The organism is Bradyrhizobium sp. Leaf396 (assembly GCF_001424605.1).
In the GTDB taxonomy this organism is placed as follows: domain Bacteria; phylum Pseudomonadota; class Alphaproteobacteria; order Rhizobiales; family Xanthobacteraceae; genus Bradyrhizobium; species Bradyrhizobium japonicum_C.
On sequence record NZ_LMQJ01000013.1, the window covers coordinates 31,779 to 52,147 of the forward strand.

A 20,369-nucleotide genomic window follows, 5' to 3' on the forward strand; every position below is an offset into this window, starting at 1 on the left:
GATCGAGCGCTTGGTGATGATCACTGCAATGCAAGGCGGAGATTTCACGTAACGGCGATGTCTTCGTATGTCTGCGCTGATCGGCCGCGATACTTCGGCCTGGCGCGGCCGAGATTGTCACGGACAGTCTCAAAAAGTCCTCGCGCAATATGACGGGCCCCGTGCTTGATTGCATCATCATCGGTGGTGGTCCTGCGGGGCTGACTGCTGCACTCTATCTGGCCCGATTTCGGCGTAAGGTCTGCGTGATTGACGCCGGCGAAAGCCGAGCTGCCTGGATACCGGTTTCGCACAACCAACCGCTTTTCCCCGCCGGCATAACCGGCACAGAGATCCTGGGGCGCATGCGACAGCACCTCACCAAGTTGGCCACTGAAATTCTCACCGAAAAGGCGATCGCTGTTGCGCGGATCCACGAGGGATTTCTGGTCGACTTCGCCGAAGAAACGGCAGCCGCGCGAACGCTTCTTCTGGCGACGGGCGTTGTCAATCACCGGCCCGACATGAGTGCACAGGTCCACCGTGATGCCGTCGCAGCCGGCCTTATCCGCTATTGTCCCGTTTGCGACGGCTTTGAAGCCAAAGGCCAAAAGATTGTCGTCTTGGGCAAGGGTCCTCATGGCGTACGCGAGGCTGTGTTTCTGCGCACGTACAGCCAGGATGTGACCCTTATATCTGCTTCAGCGATGAATGAATGCAGTTCAAGACAGCTTGCAGCCGCGGGCGTCTCGCTGATCGAACAGCCGATCGCCCGCTTGACAATCGACCAAGGAAAATTTTGATCGAAACCGCCTCAGCTGCGCGCCTTTCATTCGACACTCTCTATCCGGCCTTGGGCTCCAGCAGCAACACGGATTTGCTGCGATCTTTGGGAGCTTCGCTCTCCAGTCAGGGATGCATCCTCGTCGATTCGCATCAAATGACTGATGTGAGCGGCCTCTATGCGGCTGGAGACGTCGTACAGGGGCTTGATCAGATCAGCGTCGCTTGCGGGCAGGCTGCGATCGCCGCGACCGCCATCCATAATAGGCTGCGCAAACTTGATGGCTTGGGCGATCCTTAGGATCTTGGAGATTTGTGGTTCTTCGCGCTTCTAATTTAGGGTCCATCACTCCGGTCCAGAACGAAAGCGAACGCCGATGCGCTTTGCTTTACGCCAGATCAAGCGGCAATGATAATGCTCTTCCTCCCGATCCAGGATCAGCTTGAACTCGTCGGGTATGTCGAGCGAACTTTCGACGTCAAGCGCAGCCCCTCGCGGGGACAAGTTGCGAATGACACAACTGATGACCCCGCCGTTGCCAAAACTGATGGTTGCGGCCTTCAAAACGCGGGATCTGAATTCGTCGCGCTTTTCGTCCATCTGTTGACGCCTGTCTTGATTGAAAGTCGTTTCCTGGACTAGCTAGAAGCAAACTTCATGTTGCGGTGCAAAATCTATGAGGCCAGCTTCCTGATCGATGTTTCTTTCCTGTAGCAAAGGAACCCGGGGCGGCCTCCATTGCTTACAGTTCAATCGTCGTCGTTGAGGAGATCCTGATCATGTCCGTGTTTCGCAAATCATCGCAGCTTATGGTTATTGCCGGCCTTTTCGCCACGACGATGGCTACCTCGGCATCAGCAGCTCCTTTAGTGGCGAATCCACTGGCCGCTCATCCTGTAAGTCCTGCCGCGAACGAATATAAGCAGACTGTCCATCTTGTCTGCGACAATTACGGCAGATGCTATCGCTCACGCCGCGTTGTTCGTGCCCCCTATTATGACAACGGTTACTATCCTGGTAGCTATGGTTATGGACCTAGCGTCGTCTTCGGTTTCGGAGGACACCATTATGACGGTGGGCACGGGTTCGGTGGGCATGGATTTGGCGGGCATGGTTTCGGCGGGCATGGGTTTGGAGGACACGGCGGCGGTCACCACGAATGATGATACAAGCGAGGTGAACTCACCCGGAGTGCAGCGCAGAGAAAGTGAAGGAACAAGCGCGGTAGCACGATCAGGGATCTCAAGGCCGCAAGGTGCTGCTCACTCCGGCACGTTCCCGAGCTTGTTCAGATCGTTAGCGTCCTGGGAATCTTTCAACAGTCTTCCCACCATCTCATAGGAACGGGTAATTTCAGCCAATCGGATCATTTCCCGCGTGGTTTCTACGTTAGACTTCTCAAGGTATCCGCTGGCGAGGCTAACCTGACCACGGCCAAGATCGATGGGCGGTTGGTCAGTCTCAAGCAAACTTTCGCCGGCGGGTCGCAGGCGCGCTCGATCTGAAAATCCAACCAAACGGAGCTGTCCGAGAATGGCGCGTTTGGTGCTCACAGTTCCGTCGCTCGCGACACTGATATCGCGATCGTCAGCAGGAACCTGGAGAGGACCATTCCTGCCCAAAATCGGTTCGCCAGAAAGGGTCACGATCTGGCCTGAAGCGCTAATCGTCAATGCGCCGGCTCGGGTGTAGCGATCTCCCTGGCCGGTTCGAACAACAAAATATCCTTCGCCCTGAATGGCCAAATCGAGCGGATTGCCGGTCGATTGGAGCGCCCCCTGACTTTCGTTACTGAATTGGAATCGCGGATCGACCAGGGAGAGGGGGCGCTCCTTCTTCCCCGCTTCATCCAACCCTTTCTCTGGCTTGAGATATTCCTGGAAAGACAGGTCGCGCGCACGAAATCCTGTGCTGCTTGAATTGGCGACGTTGTGGGCCACGACGTCAAGCTTGCGTTCGAGCGCGATCAGACGTGAAAGGTGAATTAGCGTAGTTTCGCCCATGTTCATCGCCCCACTACGAATCACCGCAAGCGCTCGATCCTACAACAGTGTGACGCCTCGCGGATCGAAATTGCCCCGCGCAGCGGTCGCTGCAGCTTGCAGGACCGTGTCACGAGCTCAGCTCTCATACAGGTTCAAGAGCCTGATCAGCCTTCAAAATGGAAGACATTAACATTTCGTTAACCATTTCATACGAAACTGGCGCAGCTTAACCCTTTTTTGGGAGTTCGAATGACGGGCCCGGAAGTGATGGCCTCGGCCGAGGAAGCCCTCTTCACCGTCGTCCTGGTATCTGCGCCCCTGATGGTTGTGGGAACCATCACCGGTGTCCTCGTGTCGCTGCTCCAAGCCTTGACACAGATACAGGAGCAGACGCTCATTTACGTCCCGAAGATTGTTGCAACCTTTCTCACGCTGGTCGTCGCGCTGCCGTTTATGGCCGATCTGTCGCATCAGCACTTTCTGCGCATGACAGCCCGCATCTTGGCTCCGTAACATCTGACCGGGTCCCTCGAGCGAAACTCGGGAGACGAGCCATCCTGACCGCTTCTGTCCCTCCTTTTTCCGCGACAGAACGAGGAGCGAAGGACACAAGGGGCGCGCAACCTCAAGTGTCCTTCTCAAGGTCCGTCGATACCCCGACGTAAACCGCCACGGCTTAATGGCGAGTGTCCGGCCGATCTGGATTGTGGTCGGAGCGGTGATCGCTGCCCCGGCCGCCGTGGTCGCCTTGGATTACAACAGCCGCGCCGTCATGACCTTGACCATGGGTTTGAACGCCGTGGTCGTTATCCCCATGGACAACGGCCGCGCCATGTCCATGCCCGTCGTTGTCGTGGTGAGGACCCACCGTGATTCCGCCAGGCCCCACCTCTACCTGGGCAAAGGAACTTGTAGGAGAAAATGACAATAGCGCTGCGAAAGCAAGAGGCGTCAGGAAGCGGTTTGTTTTAGCCATAGGTCATCCTTATACGTTCAGGTTGCGCGAGATGCGGGCCGACACAGCAGGAACACTGAAGAAGAAGATCGATCGGTCTTCTAACCGGGATTACATCCCCTTCATGCCCTTCATCTTGCCATGGTCGCCGCTCATCCCGGGCATCTTGTCGTTATCACCCATACCGCTCATGCCGCTCTTGTGCTCTGACATCCCGGACATCTTATGTCCCGTCATCTTATGTCCCTTCATTCCGGACATGTGATGCATTTTCTTTTTTTTTTGATCTGCGTGACCTCTGCTCCGCTTTTGAGAACTCGGGCGGGCGCCGGCGTCATCGCTTGCGTCGAGACGACGGAGGCCAAGAACATAGCCGCGGTCGCGATTGCTACTCGCTTCATTGTCAAACTCCGATTTGTTGACCTTTTATTCCAAGAGGCAAACATCCCTGAAAAATTTTGGTTCCACAGCGTTGCTCGTTTAGGCCGCCGCGCCGACAGATCTCCTCTAGGACGACGGCCGGGAGTGGACACCCAAGCTCAACGCGCATCGGTTTTTGAACGCCTGTTGCGAAGGCAAAAAGCATCTGGCGGTGCACAAAACAAATAACAGCCATCTCGCTGCATCGCACGGAGAGCATCTTTACTGCGCAAAGCCTCCTGACGCGCGCTTCTGCCCTTCAGGACGCAAAGGAAGCGCCAAGCAGGGCCCATGAGCAGGCTCGGAATCGGCTGATGCGTTGCGACGATGGCGTAGAAATTGCGCGCGAACCTGCTCGCAAAAAGAACATATGCGCCTTGAGATGTCAGAGGGCGCGAGATCAAACCAAGACCGTCTTCGCTCCGCATCGCGTTGGCTCTATCAGCAGTTTGCCTGTCGGACGCGGCAATTGCTTTCGTGGCCCGACGAGAATCAGCCGCCTCATCATAAGGCTGCCAAATCAGCGGCTCCAGCCCGCCATCCGGCGGCATGGACCATGAGGCGCTCCTTACGTGAGCAATGGTGCTGATAGATGGCGCGTTCAGGAGGGAAAGGAGGTTGAATGCCATAAATCAGCTGGGCCGGTCATCGCGAACACAGGAATTTGGAAAGGAATTCGGTATGATCGGCGCGCTCGCCCGCAAGTTTGTTTCGGCTCCGCTAATGACCGGTGGATCAAGGCGTACCCAGTCCCGCGTCGATGCCGTCAATGCGACGGAGAGATAACCCTCCGACGTAGTCAATCCCCTAAGAGGCCTCCTGTGGCGAAATCTGCAGCCGAGACAGCCCATGTTTTCCGAACCAGTCACCATACCACGGAAGAACGCCCTGTAGTCAGACAGGCTCCTGCGCAAAGCGATTCAGCGCGAGCTTTCATTGACAACCGTGCATTTTTGACCGTCTTTGCCTGTCAGTAGCGCGCTGAAACAACGAGATAAGCCGCGCGCCCTGGAGCTTGCAGCGCGAAAGGTGCAGCGCTTTGGTACAGGGCGTCGTAGTAGCGCTTATCGAAGATGTTGTTCACGAACAGCTTCACGGTCCAGTTCTTGTTCACCTTGGCTTCCGCGAAGGCGTCGAACCGCCAATAGCTCGGCAGCGACGTGCCCTGGTTCGCGGCGAGGAATGTGCCGCCGTAGATCTTGGAGCGGTACACCGCCTGCCCGCCGAGCTCCCATACATCCGTCAGCTGGTATTTGGTCAGCAGGCTGAAGGACTGATGCGCGACATTGGCCAGCGGCAACCCGACATTGCTCGCGTAGAGAATCGTGTTGCCTGGCGGGATCAATGATTTCGTCACCTCCGACTGCATCAGCACGAGACCACCGAACACGCTCCATTTGTCCGTGATCTTGCCGCCTGCTTCCAGATCGATGCCGCGGATGCGGTAGGCCGCGCCGGCGCTGATGCACGACACGGCGCCGGTCGAACCGGTTGGGTACGGACAGCTTGTAGTCGCAGTCGCAGGCGTGATGTTGCGCGACTCGCGCGCGTTTTCCTTCTCGGTCTGGAACACCGCAGCGGTCAGCAGCAGGTGGCGGTCGAACAGCTCCCACTTCGTGCCGATCTCGATCGCCCTGTTTTTCTCGGGTCCGAAGATCTGGTTGGCGTTGCCGTTCAGGGTCGGCGCCAGGCCACCATACTGAGCGCTCGTCCCATCGAACTCTGAGCCGACCGGGTTCGACGAGGTCGCATAGGCGGCGTAGACGCTCGCGATCGGCATGGGTTTGAGCACCATGCCAAGGTTGAAGTTCGGCAGACCGTAGCGCTGCTCCTGTTGCCCGAAGACGTTGGCAACGCCGTTGACAGTGCCGTAGCCGTTCACCTTGATATTGTAATCATCGTAGCGAACGCCGCCGTTGAGAATGACAAGGTCGTTGAAGTTCGCGGTGTCGAGCAGATACGCGCTCGTCGTGTCGATTCCCAGCCTGGTTGGGAATCCGGCCAATGACGGCGTACCAAACGGCAAGAAGGTGTATTGCGGATTGAAGACGCTGACACCCGGGACCGAACCGCTCGCGGGCGCACCGCCCAGCGCTTCAGAGCTCAATCCTGTATACTTGTCGATCTTGGCTGTTTCCTGCGACACCTCCACACCCGCCAGCGCCGTGTGATGCCAGCCCTCGGTTGCAAACTTGTAGGTGGCCTCGGTCTGATTGACCAGAACGTTGGTGACCTGATAGCGGCTCTGCGGATTTGCCGTCAGCGTCGAGGCTGACAGCGGATTCGCGATCACCGGGGCCTCCGGCAGGGTGCCGATGTAATTGAGCAGCGACTGCGACGCCCTCGTCTTGTTGCTGACCAGCAGATCCGGCGCGACCTGCACCTCCGTGTTGATGCTGGCGATGTCCTGCTTGACCTGGAAGAAGTCGCGGTTGACGAACCCGTACCAGTTGTTGCGATTGGAGCCAAAATCAGGGAACGGTCCGCCGGCGGTACTCGCCGTGCTCGGCCGATAATAGGGCACGCCGAAGTCGGGCAACCCGTGCAGGTCGGTGTGGATATAGCCGGCAGTGACCTTCACGGCATCAGTCGGCGTCCATTTGGCGGCGACAAAGCCGCCGCCCCTGTCATCACTGACGAAATCGCGCCCCGCAACGCCCGCGTCCTGGAACAAGCCGCCTGCGCGCACCGCAAAGCTCGGGCTGATTACCTGGTTGACGTCGAGCACCACACGCTTGGTCTTGTCGGTGCCAAACGTGGTGTCCATGTTGTAGAAGCTCTTCTCGGTGGTGGCCTGCTTGGTCACGATGTTGATGGCGCCGCCCGTGGTGCCGCGGCCGGCAAAGGACGAGCCGGGACCACGCAGGATCTCGACCTGCTCGGTGAAGAAATTCTCGCGCACGCTCACGCCGGGATCGCGCACGCCGTCGATGAAGATGTCGTTGCGCGCATCAAAACCGCGGATGAAGAAGCGATCGCCGAAGGCATTGCCGCCCTCGCCCGTACCGAGGGTCACGCCAGCCGTGCTCAGGATTGCCTGCTTCAAGGTGGTCGCGTTCTTGTCCTCGAGCACCTCCTTGCTGAGCACGGTGACGGTCTTCGGCGTATTGAGCAGCGGCTCTGGAAACTTGCCGGACGCCTGCAGCCGATCGACCTTGTAGGGTGCGATCGGGTCGGCATAGGGGTTGCGGTCCGGTGCCAAACCGCCGGCGTTCGGGAAGGGCAGCGGAGCGGCCGCGGGCTGGTTGCGCTGCGCGGCGCGCCGTAAGGCATTGCGGGCGCGGACCTGCTCGGGCGAGGGCTTGGACGCGAGCGCTCGTGGCCGCTCGACAGGTGCGTCCACCGTGACTGGCGGAAGGCTGGTTTGCTGCGCTTCCGCGCTGCCTGAGAAGGAGGCCACTGCGATCAAACCGGCGACTGCGGAGACCCTTTTGCCGGAATTGTTGTCGCTTGGCCCATCGATCGGATGCACCGCCGCGATCGCGCGCAATGACCTCGGTGCCTTTGTCCCGCCCATACTTCGTCCCCCACAGATCGCTCATGCGCATCAATTGCGATGAACGATGCCGGCGTTGGTATCGGCGACAAAATTGCGGGTCAATGCGAATAGCGCGAAGCGATTTTTGAATCGGTCTAGATCAAAACAATTCTAAACTTTTTGGTGCGGAGTGATCAAATCCTGGCTCTGGCCTATTTCAATTCAACAAAAAAGCTCAACGGCTTTGCTAATCGCGTCATCTTCCCTCGCCGGGTCGCCTCATCTTGGCGAGCCGGACGATACTGCGTGCCGCAAATGTGAACTCAGTGAGCACACATCTGCGCCGGCCAAAACGGTTTACTCATAAACGTGCAGGATCCGCCGGCTGCGTGGGTCAACGATGACGCGTCGATCGTTGACAATACCATACTGATAAGCGTGCGCGCCTGGTACTTGGGTCACAAATCGATCCGGCAGCGGGTGGAGACTAACCGAGCCCGGCAAGTGTCCCCCCGCCTCGGCGTGGAAGCCCGGCTCATGCACGGAATCAAAGTGCTGGCTGCTGGCGTGCTCGTGCAGAATGGCCCCGTGCTCAGGGGCAAAGCTCAAGGTCCCGTGTGTGGCGCGGTCGTGCGATGGCGCCCCATGTACGTCTTGGGCCGCAACGCTCCCGGCCAAGCTCAGCGAGAGCAGTCCGGCAGCCGCTGCCAAGAGTTTAGGTTTCAAAGATTGCATGCCAACTCTCAGTCAATGTGTCTTTTATCAAGCGCGTCCCAAGCTTTGCGCACCGAGCGCTACATCAGCAGCGGCTCAATGATCCCGCGGCGCAGGATTGTCGCGATGATCACCGTGGCCCGCTTGATCGTGGGGCGCTGCAGCGTGGGTATCGACCCCGGCACCGTGGTTGTCAACATGGGCTCCGACAGTTGAGTGGTCGGTGTTGACGTGGATGTCTGGCCCGTTCGCGTGCGTACCGTGGCCGTCATCATGATGTTCATCTATACGCACGGGATGATCCTCTGCATATGCAACGGACCCGAGCGCCAGAACGGCGGCGCACAGAATGGCTGTCATAGTTTTCATATTTGTCCTCCTTAACAAGCATACCGCCCTCAACGAGGTACATCGCCGCTTGTTCCGCGGAGCCGCCCGCAGCGTCGTTCCTGCCCGCTTTACTGGAGTTCCGCGGCCTCTCGGCCAGGTAGGACCAGATAGTAGCTTCAATAAGGCATCAAATATTTGCAGGCGCCAGTCAGCGATCCCAGAGCAAATCGATAGGAGAGAACTAACTCGTAGACTGCGCACATCCGATACGGCTTCTCTCTGTATCAGAAGTGCAATTGTCGTCCAAATCATCTGATTGAGCGTCAAGCCACGGCTCCATTTTTCCGGACTGGCTTTCACAGCAAGGTTACCGGAGCGCTTACCTAGGGGCGTGCTCGTGGACGCACTCGCTGGTTAGAAGAGGACATGCGGGCTTCGGCAAGCGCGCGCTTGCACGCCGTGGCGTCGCCCCTTGTATCCGCCGACCGAGCGCGCGAGAGTGCCAAGCGGTCATGGCGCTCGTCCGCCCTCGCCTGCCGCCATCCCCTTGACACGGAACGTGGTGTAGGTTGGCGATGTCGCTGGGCCGCAATGCTCTGGTGCGCGGTCTTCTCAGGGCTGCTGGCGGCGAGGGCGTCAAGAGCGGCTTGCATCTTCAGGATTTCTCTCGTGCACGGGCCTGCCGGGGCAGCGTCTACGACGGCCAACAAAAGAAACAAGCTGACAATAGCTGTGACAACAGGCTGCAAACCTCCGCGGGGTCGATCAGAGGCCGATGCGATTGCGTGACGGATCAGGCTGTGAGGGTCCATCTTTTGTCTCCGTTTGCCGCTCGTCAGGCACACACGTTATCCGTTTCAGAGCTCGTGCGACCGCGACATGCCAAGTCCTTCGGGCTAACCGGCGCCTGGTTCCCGAAGCTCAGACGATATACCTGTCCCAAGATGCGTAATGCTCGCGGCTCCTCACTCCACGCGGCAGGCTTGTCATTATCAGCGCAATACCAAAAGCCACGTCCACGATAGCGCTGTGCCATGTCGCGCCGCGAAGCAGCCAAGGCGCAGCGATCAGCCAACAGCCGAACAGGATGTTGACGAAGCGCAGCGGACGCGCCACTTCGGCCGTTGCAATGATCGCTATGGTCAAAACAAGAGCGCCGATCAGATGGTCGCTGTTGGCCGCCGAGCCGCTGGCGCCAAACAACAACCTGCTCAGCATCAACAGGCCTCCTATTCCCATTGCGCAAACCAGATTCCAGGGCGCTGTTGTGCCTTTGATGGTATCGCTCCAGAATGCTCTCACGCTGGACAAAGTGTCGTGGTCATCCTCGGCGCCGCGCTCGATCGCGTCGCCCTGAAGAAACGTACGCAAGACCGGTTTGCCCTGGCAGAACGCCCAGTAGAGGAACTGGCCCATCGCGATCACTTCATCGAGCGCGAACGGGATCATGATGAGCATGGCCAAAGCAGCAATCAGGGCCGGCGTGCTCCAGGTTCCGATGACGATTGGCTGGATGATGATGAAGTAGATACTGATGACGCCCAGCGGGATCACCAGGATTCCAAAGAACGTCACCATCCATGGCATGGTGCGCCAGCGGTCGCGGCCACCCATGACGGCCATCACAATCTCCAAGGTGTAGCTTACAGCCCCAAGTCCCGCATCGGGTATCGGCCAGGCCTTTGAGACAGAAGATGTGATGATCTCCTCAGTCCCGTTCCGCGGATCGGCCAAGTCGCCGCTAAAGAACGGCTCCCAGACGTGGTCAACATGACCAAGCTGGTAGGCGGTGAGCATACGCGCAATCAAGAGGCCAGTCAGGCCCATCGCGGCAATCGGCAGGCGCTGTGCGCCGGTCGACGGGCAGTAAGTCCAGCCGGGCGGCACGACCTTGCGATCCATCATCGCTGCCATGCTCATCCCGGGCATCATAGGCACCAGCACTGCAAACGCGATGACCAGGGTGCCCACGAGCATATCGTTGTTATATTGCGCCGCGCTAGGGCTCCAGAACAACAGCGGAGCAAACAGAAGCCAGATGCCAACGAGCGTGTTGGCCCATTGCGCAAACCAGGCCGTTTTCCGCGAAAGCGACAGCGCGCCGAAGATTGCAATCAGAAGTCCGCTCACGACGTCGCTTGTCATGAGCATGTCTGCGCGCCATTCGACCGGCGGCAAGCGACGCTCCAATGTGACCTCAAACACCCTTGGACCGACGGAGTTGTTGGCGAGGGCATCATAGACCGCGGGGCTCGCAGCCAACCAAAAGCCAAGACCGACATTGGCGAAGTGCGCCCAGCGCGTGCGTCTGGCGTCTTCTTCCATCATCTGCATATGATCAGCATGGTGCCCACGGGAGGCCTCAGTCGTCCGCGAGCCGTTTTGTGTGCAATGACCAACGTGGCCCTGGCGCCGTGATGGTGACGAAGTCTGCTGCGGCTCGGCGGGGCCGGAGATGTCCTCAGCAGGCGAGCCGGTCCCACTACCGTACCAGGCAACCCGCGCAGCATCGAGCTTGTTGCTCTTGTACCAGGAAGTCGGATTGCTCTTGAGTGAAGCGACGATTTTTGGCAGCGTACGCCGCAAAGAATGGTGTGGCTCCCATTCGAGCAATTTGCGAGCTCGCGTGGTATCGAGCGGATAATGCGCGTTTGCCTGCGCAATCATCCAAGGTCTTATAAACTCTTTTTCGCCGAGGACGTTGTCCGCAAGCCATGCGCCGATGCTGGCCATTTCCTGGGGCATTCGCAACGTGGTCCAGTGTTCCTTGTGCAACACCTGCCCCACGATGTTCTGCACCTCGGCATAGCCTAACGCCTCGGTCTCGCCGACGAGGAGCGGTAGCTCTCGTGGCAATCGGTTGCGATGGGCAATCAGCCGCGCCACGGCTTCTGTCAAATCATCGACGTGCACGAACGATTGGCCGGCGCACAACATTCCGGGGTAGACATGCGCGCTCAGCCTGTGCTCGTAGATGCGCGAAATCTGTTCGGCAAGGAAAGGATTATGGGCCAAGTCGTCATAGACACCGGCAATCCTGAGCAGCACGACTGGGATCTTTCCATGCTCTTTTCGGAGCAGATCCTCGGTGCGCACCTTCGATTCCGGGTAAGCCCATGACGGCTTAATTGGCGAATCCTCGTTGATCGTTTTCTCAGGACTATCGGTCGCCTCGTGCACGAGCATCGAGCTCGCAAAAATGAATTGCCCAACTTCGAACTCCTGCAGGGCCTCGATCAGCCGTCGCGTGCCCTCAACCGTGATTCGGTCATACAATGGGCTCGGCTCGCCCGACAGGTCGAAATAGGCAGCCAGGTGCAGAACGGAAGCGATCTGTCTACCGAAGCGAGACCTTACACTTGCAAGCGCGGTTTTGACCTGTTCGCTCGAGCTAACATCAAAATCGATGGCGTGAGCCGGGCACGGCGGATCGGGCGGTCCAGCCCGGTCGAGACCGATCAGGCGATAGTCGTCCGCAAGGCGGCGGACCACCGCCTTTCCAATGAAGCCGCTTGCTCCTGTGATCAGGACGAGCGGCTTCGACTGTCCTTTTTCGCGCTGGGGGGCAGATGGCATCTCAATCTCGCATGCTTAAAAATCTTGAGCCCTTCTTCTCGGGTCAGGCGCCGCTAAACCGCGAAGTTGCGCGCTTAACCTCGCCGGCACGGACCCCGTGGTTGGCAAGGAAGGCTTCAGCCGCGGGCGCAAGGATCTCGATCTTGGCATCGTTTAACGCGCCACAGGCTTGCTGCACGAGGCGAACGGCCTCCGCCTGATCGCTCACATTGGCGTACCAGATCTCCTGGTCATGGTGGCCCTCGCGGAAATCCGGCCAGGTTACGAGGATTTCGTAGCCGTCGGCCGGTCTCTCAAATCGGGGCGTGATCGCATCTGAATTTTTGCGCTGCATTTATCCTCGCATTCGTTCACCTAAGTCCTGCCAACGGACCAATGCACCCGGGCTAATCCCTGGCTAGTTGACCAGTTCCTTGGTGGCCCCAGGGGCCCGGCCGACATTGGAACGTCCTACGTGAGCCCAAGTTCTCCGCACTCCAGATAAGGAGAGCACCTATGAACAAGCGCGCAATCGCGGCAGTTCTTGCCGCAACTATGGTGGTTGGCAATATGAGCTCGGCGTTGGCGCAGGGCGGCGGAGGCGGCGGCGGAGCTGGGGGCGGCGGGGCTGGCGCTGGCGGAGCCGGGGCCGCTGGCGCGTCGAGCGGCGCGGGTTCGGCCGGCGCCGGCGGGATGGGGGCGGCCTCCGGTGCAGGCGCAGCATCGGCAGGCACGGGCGAGGCGTAAGCGCGAAGCCGATACCCTTGCTTCAGAGTTAGAATGAATGTGCGAAGAAGCCTCCGGCTTGGACGGAGGTTTAGGATGGGATTGGACAGCAAAAAGGACGTCCATTTGGACGGCCCATCGGCGGGGTCGGTGAGCCGGCGGGAAGTTCTTGAAGGACCGTCGGGGCGCCGCGTGCGTTCGGAAGCTGAGAGAGCTCGGATCGTCGCCGAGAGTCTGTTGCCCGGTGCCCAGGTGTCCGAGGTTGCGCGCAAGCACGGAGCGACGCGCTGGTAGATCTACGACTGGCGACGGCGGTTTCGACAGCGAGGCATGTTGCCGCCGTGCGAGGCGTCCCCGCCGACATTCGCGCCGCTGGTCGTGGAACATGCGTTGGAGGAGCGTCAGACTCCGGCGATCAAGCTTGAGATCGCGATCGGTGATGTCGTGCTGCGGACGGACACGGCCATTGATGGTGAGCAGCTGTCCCGGGTGATCCGTGCGGTGCGAGCGTCACGATGATCGCGGCCGGTGCTGATCTGAAGATTTACGTTGCAATGCGGCCGATCGACTTCCGCTGTGGCCAGGATGGGCTTGCGGCAAAGGTGCAGGAGATGCTCCGTCTCGATCCGTTCAGCGGCGCAGCCTTCGTGTTCCGATCGAAACGAGCGGACCGGATCAAGATTTTGGTCTGGGATCGAACGGGCCCGGTGTTGGTGCACAAGCGCCTCGAAGGTTGCAAGTTTGTTTGGCCAAGGATCGCGGACGGCGTGATGCGAATGTCGCCCGCGATGTTCGCTGCCTTGCTCGAGGGCGCTTGTTGATGCCCTTACTTTTCATGTTGATCCTCCCTCAGATCGATCTTCGCGACACGGTGATTTCTCAAGCTGCGAATGGCTTGCAGGGCGGCTGTTTTGTCGGGGAACAGGAAGCGGCCCGAAGGCTCTCGGGTGGTCAGGATGCTCTCTCGTTTGAGCTGAACATAGATCCACTTGGTGGGAATGCTGAGACGGTTTGCCAGTTGGGTTACTGTCGAATGGTCAGCGATCGCCGGCCATCGTGTTTGCCGATGTTGCACCTTTAGGCGGCGTTTAAGCCGAATGCGCTGGACCGTGACCGGCAGGACTTTGTCCGCTTCCCATTGCGAGTGATGCCCTTCCGATCACCTTGGCACGCAGATCATGAGCAACGCCTATGGGGTCGTTTGCCTTGGGCACCTTGCGCTGGGCCAACGCCTCCTCGGCTCGACGCAGCTCCAACAGGGCCGCTTCCCAGCGCCGCTCCAGCTCGCCGGTGACCAACCGGTTGTCAGGGTCAGCGCGATTGAACTGGCGCTCAGCAAGGGCTGCTTGATAGCGAAGCCTCTCAATCTGCTGCTCCTCGGCGTGCCGTAGGGCTCTTTCGGACTGCAGATGGGTCTTGCGCGCTTTGGACAACGCATCGATTTCCGCCGGCGCCACCGCCTCCAAGAATGCCGCTGTAACCTGTGCGTCGATCGGTGCGGCCCGCAGGTTCTGACATTCCGGAGCGCCGCGCTGGATTTTGAGATGATTGCAGACATATTGACTGCCGCCCTTGTAACGCACAGCCATCTTGTGTCCGCATTCGCCGCAATAGGTGATGCCGTGGAGCAATGCTGCTCCATCACGAGGGATGCCACGGCTCTCGATGTGCTGGTACTCTGCCCGATTGTCGCGCAGCATCGCCTGGATCTTCTCGAAGGTCTCCCAATCGATATAGGTCGGGTACTTTTCCCTCACCACGATCCTCCAGTCCGTTCCACGACGCGGAGATTTTTGTGGACGCTCTCCCGGTCTTTGGGATGGCTTCTGCCAAGTCCTTCCATAGACAAAGGCGCCTGCATAGGCCGGATTCTTGAGGATCGCCGTCACGGCCGAGACAGTGGCCGGTTGCCAGCGCAAATCGCCATGGCGGTCGCGGCGAGGCAGTGCCAAGCCGCGTGCAACAAAGGCCCGCATCACTTGCGCGGCGGTCCGCACCTTCAGGAAGGTCTCGAAGAGCAGCAACAGGCGCCCCTGCACCTCGAGATTGGGGTCCTTGGTGACCACCCCAGAAGGATCGCGGACAAGGCCCGCCGGCAGTTGCAAGGCCAAGTCACCGCGTTCGGCTTTTGCCATAAGCCCAGTGGTCATCCGGCTTTTAATCGTGTGCAATTCTAGCTCTGAGATCGTTCCCTTCAAACCGAGGAGCAGGCGGCCATTGGGCGTTCCGGGATCGTAGATGCCATCACGGTCGGCGATCAAACAACGGCGGTGCCCGCAGACATCAAGCAGCGGGTACCAATCCGAACAATTGCGCGCCAGGCGCGTCACGTCCATCGACAAGATAAGGCCAATCTCGCCAAGAGTGACGCGCGCAACCAAGTCCTTAAACCCTTTCCTGTGGGCTGCGGCAGCACCACTCTGCCCAAGATCGCTGTCAATCACATCGATGTCCGCCTCGCGCCATCCGAGATCGCGAGCGCGCTGCGAGAGGGCGTACTGGAGCTTCAGGCTTTCTTGATTGGTGATCACTTGGTGTGGCGTCGACTGCCGGACATACACCACCGCTTTGCGGTCCAGGTGATCCGGTTTGACGAGTTCTGAGCCCATCGCTCATCTCCCGCAGGACTTGGCCGAGATCTTCTGCGATCGCCTGCCGGAGCATTTCCGGCAAACTGCGCCAGACCTCTCGAGGTTCGATGGGCATGTGCCCCCGCTCTCTTCGGCCAACGCGATTAAGTCCTGCAGCGCGTCGAGGCTCAGCTTGGTCGGCGCGGCGCGCAGCAAGCCGTTCCGCTCAAGACACGTCACCCCGAGCGGCAGAAGAAGCGTGAGACCGAATCGGTAATGTACACGCGCAAAGGATTCCTTGCACGCTCCACGTGTGGTCGTCTCCTTGCCGATCGAGATCAATCGATAGCGCCGACCATAAAGCGGATGACGCGGATCAACGACTTCCACCTCTTCGCCGGCGGCTACGTCATCGTGACTCTTATGGGTATCTCCCGATGCCCTCGCTCGAAGGTCTGGATTGGAGACTGGTCCGCCCGGAAGAAGCACGGCGCCCGCAGGCGGCGGGATAACTGCGTCAGAATGACTCGGCAGCTATTTTGATCGTGGCACACGCGGCGGCGATGTGCTCGAAATAGCGCATGAGCATCGCGGCGCTGCGCGACGAAAATGAACAACTGAAAGCGCTTTTGGCGCAAACCCAGGCGGCGTTGAGCGAGCATCAGGGGGCGCTGGCGGCCTCGGAAGAAGCGCGGCGTCGGCTGGAGATCATCCTCGGCGAATTGCGACGCGAGAAGTTCGGCGCGAAGTCCGAGAAGCTGCGGCCAGATCAATATCATTTGCCACTCGAAGACGTGGAGATCGCGCAAGGCGTCCTGGATGCGGCACAGGAGAAGGCTGCGGCGGTCATCAGGGGCCGATCTCGCACCGGATCGGATCAGGACCGTCATCGTAATCGGGGCTGCTTGCCTGCCCATTTGCCGCAGGTGGAGCGGATCCTCGAGCCTGCGAGCACGCTTTGTCCGTGCGGTTGCGGGGCCATGACGAAGATCGGCGAGGACGTTAGCAAACGGCTCGACGTGATCCCGGCGCAATGGCGCGTGCTGGTCACACGCCGCCCGAAATACATCTGCCGCCGCTGCTCGGGCCCTGTCGTGCAGGCGCACGCACCGGAGCATGTCGTGCCTGGTGGACTACCGACCGAAGCGGCGATTGCGCACGTGATCGTCTCCAAGTTTGGCGACCATACGCCGTTTTACCGTCAGGCCGAGATCTATGCGCGCCAGGGGATCCGGCTTGATCGGGCGACCCTGGGCAATTGGTCCGGCCGCGCCTGCTTCCATCTCCAACCCGTTGCCGACCACATGCGCCGCCATCTGGCAGCGGCGGATCGCCTGTTCATGGACGAAACCACGGCGCCGGTGCTCGATCCCGGGCGTGGTCAAACGAAGAAGGGCTACTTCTGGGCGATCGTCTCCGACGACCGCGGCCATAGCGGCCCAAGTCCGCCGATCGTGCTGTTCCGATATGCCCCCGGTCGCAGCGGCGCCTTCGCTGAACAGTTCCTGGACGGCTTTAACGGACGCTTCCTGCAATGCGATGCCTATGACGGTTATGACCGGCTCAGCGAAGTCGCTCGACGGCAAGGGCCGTGGACGCTCGTGCATTGTTGGAGCCATTTGCGCCGGCGCTTCGTCAAATTGGCCCGCAACAGCAAATCGCCGATCGCCGAGGCCGCCGTCCGGCAGATCGCACAGCTTTACGCCATCGAAGCCATGGTACGCGGTTCATCGCCGGACATCAGGCTGGCCGCGCGCAAGGAGCACTCGCTGCCCATCGTCGAGGCGTTGAAGCCGTGGTTCGAGAAACAGCTGTCGATGATCTCCAGCGGCTCGACGCTCGCCGATGACATCCGCCACGCGCTCAATCATTGGCAAGGGCTGACCCGCTTCCTCGATGATGGGCGTCTCGAGCTCGACACCAATCCGGTCGAGAACGCCATCCGGCCAGTCTGCTTGACCAGAAAAAATGCGCTCTTCGCCGGGCATGAGGTCGGGGCTGAAAATTGGGCCTTGCTTGCGTCGATCGTTGCCACCTGCAAGCTCAGCGACGTCAACCCGGCCGCCTACATCGCCGAAACACTCGAGGCCATTATCGACGGCCATCCCCATCGCAGAATCGAAGACCTCATGCCGTGGCGATTCCGCAAAGCGTCAAGCCTGCGTCCATAGGGTGGCGGCTTAGCGCTTACGGCGAGGCACAGGGAGCGACAGGAAAGGCCTCGGGAGGTAATTCCCCGCGATCAAGTGGTTCAACGAGCGGCAGCAGCTCAGGCTCTACGCGGCGGTAGCTGGCCGGTCCCTCGCTGAAGGCCGACCCCTTCATGCACCAGATGCGCCAGCACCTGGAGAGCACGGACCTGCAGTACCGGCTCGTCGTCTAGCGTGGCAATCTGGGTGGAAGCCTTTCCATCCTGTTTGCCGCGGCGAACTCGTCGTCGCTCATATAGTTTGTTCGTAGGCGCAGACATGAAGTCCAGACTGACGGATTGCTGCCTCCTGCGAGCGCACCTGAGGACGGACATTCGAGACCAAGAGCTTTTAGGGCCGCCAGAAATACCGAAACTGAAGCGTTAAAGAACACGAGCTCTTGCCACGATCGTTGTGTCGCTGCGCTTCGTTATGTGTGTTACAGTACGCCGGTGGAAGCCTTGGGCTTCAGCAGTCAGCGAGCGGTGCGGCCTCTTGAAATTCAAGCTTCCCCAGATGAATTTTAAAACGCGAAACGATTGGCTGTTTCGGATATCGGTGGTCTGGACCAGCTTGGTCGCCAGGGCACTCATATTTGTTCTGTTCTATGGACGATGATCGAATTGCAGCCGGCGGACGAATACCAATTTGATTCCTACACCAAACAAGGCTGTAGACGCAGGGCCGAAGCTGCTTTGGCACATACGTTCGCCGTTGCGAGACAAGGAGGAGCGCGATACCGCATCCCGCCCATGCCACCGGGCGGAGCCTGCACGGCTGCTTTGGCGCGCCCGGCCGGGTTGCCTCCTTCAGGAAGGCCAGCAAATCCGCGCGAGCGCGCTCGTCCTTGATTCCATTGAACGGCATGTCATTGTCCGGCACCATCCGGTCCGGGTCGGTAAGCCAGCCGTCGAGCGAGCGGTCGTCCCAGATGGTACCGGAGGATTTGAGTGCATCGGAGTAGCGCTCGAAGCTCGGCAAGCTGCCGGCCTTGCGGCCCCAGAGGCTAGCGAGGCTCGGCCCGGTCATGTTGCGGTCGGATTCTAGCGAGTGACATGGCGCACACGCCCTGAACAATTGCTGGCCTTGGGACATATCGGCCGTTTGCGCGATCGCAGGTGACCCAAGAACAATTGCCGCGAACGCCACCATTGCGTGGCCCTTCATGGATTACCTCCCTGGTTTCCAGTCCCATCGTTCGGCGGATTAAGGCGCGCCGACCCAGAAGTACCATCTCACAGGGGACGCGCGCTGCCGGAGTAGACGAAGACCATGGGACGCGGCCCCCTCAAATAGCCGGTTTCCAGCGGTATCGATGACGAAGCCGGCGGATCGCAAGAGATCGTCGGGCTTGCGATCAGCGAAGAGCAAACGGCCGCCGGTTTCAGCACACGCCGCGCCTCGGCCAACGTCGTGATGGGATCGCTGACGCTGCACAGCGTGAACGTCACGGCAACGGTATCGATGCTCTTGCTTTCAAGCGGCATAGCCTCGCCGCTGCCGCACACGAGCTCGACGGGAGCCTCAGCATCGCGGGCCCGTTCGCGCGCGAACTTCAAGAGCTCTGGCGAGGGATCGATGCCGTACACGCGTCTGACCCGAGAACCGTAGAATGGCAAGTTCACGCCCGACCCGATGCCGAGATCGAGCACGCTGCCCTCGGCGGTTTCTCCGATCCGCTCGCGAAATCGCACTATCTGCTTCTGCTTCATCGCGAGGTCGAGGATGCGGGGGAAGAGCCATTGCGAATAAAAGCCCATTGCTATTCTTCCTTGCTTCGATCGCTTTGTCAGGAACGGAGGTACTTGACGAATGCAGCGATCCCGAGCACCAGGAACGCAAGGATCAGGAGCCAGATCACTCCCATCCCAAGCATCATCGCTGTCGACATGCCGCTCATATCCATCATCATATGCGTTGCTCCTTCCGGCCGAAGGCGGCCGGTTATCATCTCTGTTCAGTACTGATGGCTATTTGGATCCAGAACGTTTCGGCTCGTTCAGACCTGGTCATCAGCCTGTCTGGGCTGTGCGGCTTTCCGCCGACACCGCCTCGTCCGTTGATCGGTGGGTACCGCAATTGAAGCATTTGAACATCATCAGCATGCAGGGCAGCGCCGTCAGCAGGCGAATAGTCTCGGAGACCGTGAGCCAGTGCCAGTTGAAAGCGATACCTCCGGCAACAACACCAGCCAGCGAATGGTAGAGAATCAGACGATGTCGAGCGAGATAGTCGCTCAAGGCATCGCGCAATGTATTCAGGGCATTCCCGGCTCTCATAATAGCTATGGCCATGAAGATTGTTCCTTCGCAGCGAAATCCGTTTGCAGGGAAAGGTGGCGGCCGGCGATTCTTCGGGCGTTGGGGCCAATCAACGGAGATTAGCCCCTGCCCGAGAGCTAACGGGATTTGGGACCGCCCTGGTAGCGCCACGTGGGTCCACCAGCGGTCACAGTGGGCTGTGCTGGCGCAGAGTGATCGTAGGCGAATGCAGAATTCAGATCGTGCTGCGAGACAACCGCTCCGCTCTGCGCGCTTTGCGTGGCCTCGCTCGGCCAATAGCTCTTGTCTGAAATCGTCGAGGCTGCCTGGGCGGTTGCCGACAGGCCCGCCAAAAGCCCGATCGCAAGAAGGGTTTTCTTCAACATTGTTCCGGCTCCATCATGTTTCAAAAGCGCTATTGCG

Annotated in this window: 21 protein-coding genes; 9 read left to right on the plus strand and 12 right to left on the minus strand. The window is 59.6% G+C overall.

Annotated features, from left to right (window positions below; translation table 11 throughout):
• Positions 1 to 161: 161 nt before the first annotated feature.
• Both ASG57_RS15190 and ASG57_RS39655 read left to right on the plus strand, forming a co-directional pair.
• Positions 162 to 782, plus strand: coding sequence for an NAD(P)/FAD-dependent oxidoreductase (locus ASG57_RS15190; protein WP_283806189.1), 621 nt, complete (start codon positions 162 to 164; stop codon positions 780 to 782).
• A complete protein-coding gene (locus ASG57_RS39655) occupies positions 779 to 1,063 on the plus strand; it encodes an NAD(P)/FAD-dependent oxidoreductase (RefSeq protein WP_283806190.1) in 285 nt (94 codons plus the stop codon). Before ASG57_RS15190 ends, ASG57_RS39655 begins: the two co-directional genes overlap by 4 nt.
• A gap of 45 nt (positions 1,064 to 1,108) precedes the next feature.
• On the opposite strand, the gene ASG57_RS15195 is transcribed toward ASG57_RS39655, so the two are convergent.
• Positions 1,109 to 1,363, minus strand: a complete 255-nt coding sequence (locus ASG57_RS15195; protein WP_057196699.1) for a PilZ domain-containing protein — start codon at positions 1,361 to 1,363, stop codon at positions 1,109 to 1,111.
• A 179-nt stretch (positions 1,364 to 1,542) separates the two neighbouring features.
• Here ASG57_RS15195 and ASG57_RS37805 point away from each other — a divergent pair, with 179 nt between their 5' ends.
• Positions 1,543 to 1,926 carry a hypothetical protein gene (locus ASG57_RS37805; RefSeq protein WP_197433560.1) on the plus strand — a complete coding sequence of 128 codons (384 nt, stop codon included), beginning with the start codon at positions 1,543 to 1,545 and terminating at the stop codon, positions 1,924 to 1,926.
• A gap of 99 nt (positions 1,927 to 2,025) precedes the next feature.
• On the opposite strand, the gene flgF is transcribed toward ASG57_RS37805, so the two are convergent.
• Entirely contained in the window at positions 2,026 to 2,766 is a 741-nt protein-coding gene (gene flgF / locus ASG57_RS15200; RefSeq protein WP_057196780.1) for a flagellar basal-body rod protein FlgF, read from the minus strand.
• A gap of 231 nt (positions 2,767 to 2,997) precedes the next feature.
• Here flgF and ASG57_RS15205 point away from each other — a divergent pair, with 231 nt between their 5' ends.
• The gene (locus ASG57_RS15205; RefSeq protein ID WP_057196700.1) at positions 2,998 to 3,261 is read left to right on the plus strand and encodes a flagellar biosynthetic protein FliQ; all 264 of its coding nucleotides are present in this window, start codon (positions 2,998 to 3,000) and stop codon (positions 3,259 to 3,261) included.
• A 706-nt stretch (positions 3,262 to 3,967) separates the two neighbouring features.
• Positions 3,968 to 4,312 carry a hypothetical protein gene (locus tag ASG57_RS38925; protein ID WP_156456825.1) on the plus strand — a complete coding sequence of 115 codons (345 nt, stop codon included), beginning with the start codon at positions 3,968 to 3,970 and terminating at the stop codon, positions 4,310 to 4,312.
• A gap of 781 nt (positions 4,313 to 5,093) precedes the next feature.
• Here ASG57_RS38925 and ASG57_RS15220 read toward each other — a convergent pair.
• From ASG57_RS15220 to ASG57_RS15240, 5 genes are all read right to left on the minus strand, one after another.
• The gene (locus tag ASG57_RS15220; RefSeq protein ID WP_057196703.1) at positions 5,094 to 7,640 is read right to left on the minus strand and encodes a TonB-dependent receptor; all 2,547 of its coding nucleotides are present in this window, start codon (positions 7,638 to 7,640) and stop codon (positions 5,094 to 5,096) included.
• A gap of 318 nt (positions 7,641 to 7,958) precedes the next feature.
• Positions 7,959 to 8,336 carry a DUF1236 domain-containing protein gene (locus ASG57_RS39985; protein ID WP_057196704.1) on the minus strand — a complete coding sequence of 126 codons (378 nt, stop codon included), beginning with the start codon at positions 8,334 to 8,336 and terminating at the stop codon, positions 7,959 to 7,961.
• Positions 8,337 to 8,395: 59 nt separating this feature from the next.
• Complete coding sequence (locus ASG57_RS15230; protein ID WP_057196705.1) at positions 8,396 to 8,599, minus strand: hypothetical protein; 204 nt, start codon at positions 8,597 to 8,599, stop codon at positions 8,396 to 8,398.
• Positions 8,600 to 9,566: 967 nt separating this feature from the next.
• Positions 9,567 to 12,221, minus strand: a complete 2,655-nt coding sequence (locus ASG57_RS15235; RefSeq protein ID WP_057196706.1) for an NAD-dependent epimerase/dehydratase family protein — start codon at positions 12,219 to 12,221, stop codon at positions 9,567 to 9,569.
• Between the two features lie 43 nt (positions 12,222 to 12,264).
• Positions 12,265 to 12,555 (minus strand): hypothetical protein, encoded by a 291-nt coding sequence (locus ASG57_RS15240; RefSeq protein WP_057196707.1) that lies wholly within the window; start codon positions 12,553 to 12,555, stop codon positions 12,265 to 12,267.
• Positions 12,556 to 12,716: 161 nt separating this feature from the next.
• On the opposite strand from ASG57_RS15240, the gene ASG57_RS37815 reads away from it, so the two are divergent.
• From ASG57_RS37815 to tnpB, 3 genes are all read left to right on the plus strand, one after another.
• Positions 12,717 to 12,947, plus strand: coding sequence for a hypothetical protein (locus ASG57_RS37815; protein ID WP_057196708.1), 231 nt, complete (start codon positions 12,717 to 12,719; stop codon positions 12,945 to 12,947).
• Between the two features lie 75 nt (positions 12,948 to 13,022).
• Positions 13,023 to 13,220 (plus strand): transposase, encoded by a 198-nt coding sequence (locus ASG57_RS39150; RefSeq protein ID WP_230646661.1) that lies wholly within the window; start codon positions 13,023 to 13,025, stop codon positions 13,218 to 13,220.
• A 221-nt stretch (positions 13,221 to 13,441) separates the two neighbouring features.
• Positions 13,442 to 13,747, plus strand: coding sequence for an IS66 family insertion sequence element accessory protein TnpB (gene tnpB / locus ASG57_RS15255; protein ID WP_057196710.1), 306 nt, complete (start codon positions 13,442 to 13,444; stop codon positions 13,745 to 13,747).
• 267 nt (positions 13,748 to 14,014) lie between these two features.
• Here the strand turns inward: tnpB and ASG57_RS15260 are convergent, their stop codons facing one another.
• The gene (locus ASG57_RS15260) at positions 14,015 to 15,535 is read right to left on the minus strand and encodes a recombinase family protein (RefSeq protein WP_230646662.1); all 1,521 of its coding nucleotides are present in this window, start codon (positions 15,533 to 15,535) and stop codon (positions 14,015 to 14,017) included.
• A 542-nt stretch (positions 15,536 to 16,077) separates the two neighbouring features.
• Here ASG57_RS15260 and tnpC point away from each other — a divergent pair.
• Positions 16,078 to 17,667: an IS66 family transposase gene (tnpC, locus tag ASG57_RS15265; RefSeq protein ID WP_057196711.1), complete on the plus strand. Its 1,590-nt coding sequence runs from the start codon at positions 16,078 to 16,080 to the stop codon at positions 17,665 to 17,667.
• Positions 17,668 to 18,153: 486 nt separating this feature from the next.
• Here the strand turns inward: tnpC and ASG57_RS15270 are convergent, their stop codons facing one another.
• From ASG57_RS15270 to ASG57_RS15285, 4 genes are all read right to left on the minus strand, one after another.
• Positions 18,154 to 18,852 (minus strand): c-type cytochrome, encoded by a 699-nt coding sequence (locus tag ASG57_RS15270; protein ID WP_057196712.1) that lies wholly within the window; start codon positions 18,850 to 18,852, stop codon positions 18,154 to 18,156.
• A 68-nt stretch (positions 18,853 to 18,920) separates the two neighbouring features.
• Positions 18,921 to 19,445: a class I SAM-dependent methyltransferase gene (locus tag ASG57_RS15275; RefSeq protein WP_057196713.1), complete on the minus strand. Its 525-nt coding sequence runs from the start codon at positions 19,443 to 19,445 to the stop codon at positions 18,921 to 18,923.
• A 252-nt stretch (positions 19,446 to 19,697) separates the two neighbouring features.
• Positions 19,698 to 19,979, minus strand: a complete 282-nt coding sequence (locus ASG57_RS15280; RefSeq protein ID WP_061026838.1) for a hypothetical protein — start codon at positions 19,977 to 19,979, stop codon at positions 19,698 to 19,700.
• 104 nt (positions 19,980 to 20,083) lie between these two features.
• Entirely contained in the window at positions 20,084 to 20,332 is a 249-nt protein-coding gene (locus tag ASG57_RS15285) for a hypothetical protein (RefSeq protein ID WP_057196715.1), read from the minus strand.
• Between the last annotated feature and the right edge of the window lie 37 nt (positions 20,333 to 20,369).

Bases quoted from the DNA above. Each gene is read 5' to 3' on its own strand.
- ASG57_RS15195 (WP_057196699.1), bottom strand. From the start codon at position 1,363: ATGGACGAAAAGCGCGACGAATTCAGATCCCGCGTTTTGAAGGCCGCA.
- ASG57_RS37805 (WP_197433560.1), top strand. From the start codon at position 1,543: ATGTCCGTGTTTCGCAAATCATCGCAGCTTATGGTTATTGCCGGCCTT.
- flgF (WP_057196780.1), bottom strand. From the start codon at position 2,766: ATGGGCGAAACTACGCTAATTCACCTTTCACGTCTGATCGCGCTCGAA.
- ASG57_RS15205 (WP_057196700.1), top strand. From the start codon at position 2,998: ATGACGGGCCCGGAAGTGATGGCCTCGGCCGAGGAAGCCCTCTTCACC.
- ASG57_RS38925 (WP_156456825.1), top strand. From the start codon at position 3,968: ATGCATTTTCTTTTTTTTTTGATCTGCGTGACCTCTGCTCCGCTTTTG.
- ASG57_RS15220 (WP_057196703.1), bottom strand. From the start codon at position 7,640: ATGGGCGGGACAAAGGCACCGAGGTCATTGCGCGCGATCGCGGCGGTG.
- ASG57_RS39985 (WP_057196704.1), bottom strand. From the start codon at position 8,336: ATGCAATCTTTGAAACCTAAACTCTTGGCAGCGGCTGCCGGACTGCTC.
- ASG57_RS15230 (WP_057196705.1), bottom strand. From the start codon at position 8,599: ATGAACATCATGATGACGGCCACGGTACGCACGCGAACGGGCCAGACA.
- ASG57_RS15235 (WP_057196706.1), bottom strand. From the start codon at position 12,221: ATGCCATCTGCCCCCCAGCGCGAAAAAGGACAGTCGAAGCCGCTCGTC.
- ASG57_RS15240 (WP_057196707.1), bottom strand. From the start codon at position 12,555: ATGCAGCGCAAAAATTCAGATGCGATCACGCCCCGATTTGAGAGACCG.
- ASG57_RS37815 (WP_057196708.1), top strand. From the start codon at position 12,717: ATGAACAAGCGCGCAATCGCGGCAGTTCTTGCCGCAACTATGGTGGTT.
- ASG57_RS39150 (WP_230646661.1), top strand. From the start codon at position 13,023: ATGGGATTGGACAGCAAAAAGGACGTCCATTTGGACGGCCCATCGGCG.
- tnpB (WP_057196710.1), top strand. From the start codon at position 13,442: ATGATCGCGGCCGGTGCTGATCTGAAGATTTACGTTGCAATGCGGCCG.
- ASG57_RS15260 (WP_230646662.1), bottom strand. From the start codon at position 15,535: ATGGGCTCAGAACTCGTCAAACCGGATCACCTGGACCGCAAAGCGGTG.
- tnpC (WP_057196711.1), top strand. From the start codon at position 16,078: ATGAGCATCGCGGCGCTGCGCGACGAAAATGAACAACTGAAAGCGCTT.
- ASG57_RS15270 (WP_057196712.1), bottom strand. From the start codon at position 18,852: ATGAAGGGCCACGCAATGGTGGCGTTCGCGGCAATTGTTCTTGGGTCA.
- ASG57_RS15275 (WP_057196713.1), bottom strand. From the start codon at position 19,445: ATGGGCTTTTATTCGCAATGGCTCTTCCCCCGCATCCTCGACCTCGCG.
- ASG57_RS15280 (WP_061026838.1), bottom strand. From the start codon at position 19,979: ATGGCCATAGCTATTATGAGAGCCGGGAATGCCCTGAATACATTGCGC.
- ASG57_RS15285 (WP_057196715.1), bottom strand. From the start codon at position 20,332: ATGTTGAAGAAAACCCTTCTTGCGATCGGGCTTTTGGCGGGCCTGTCG.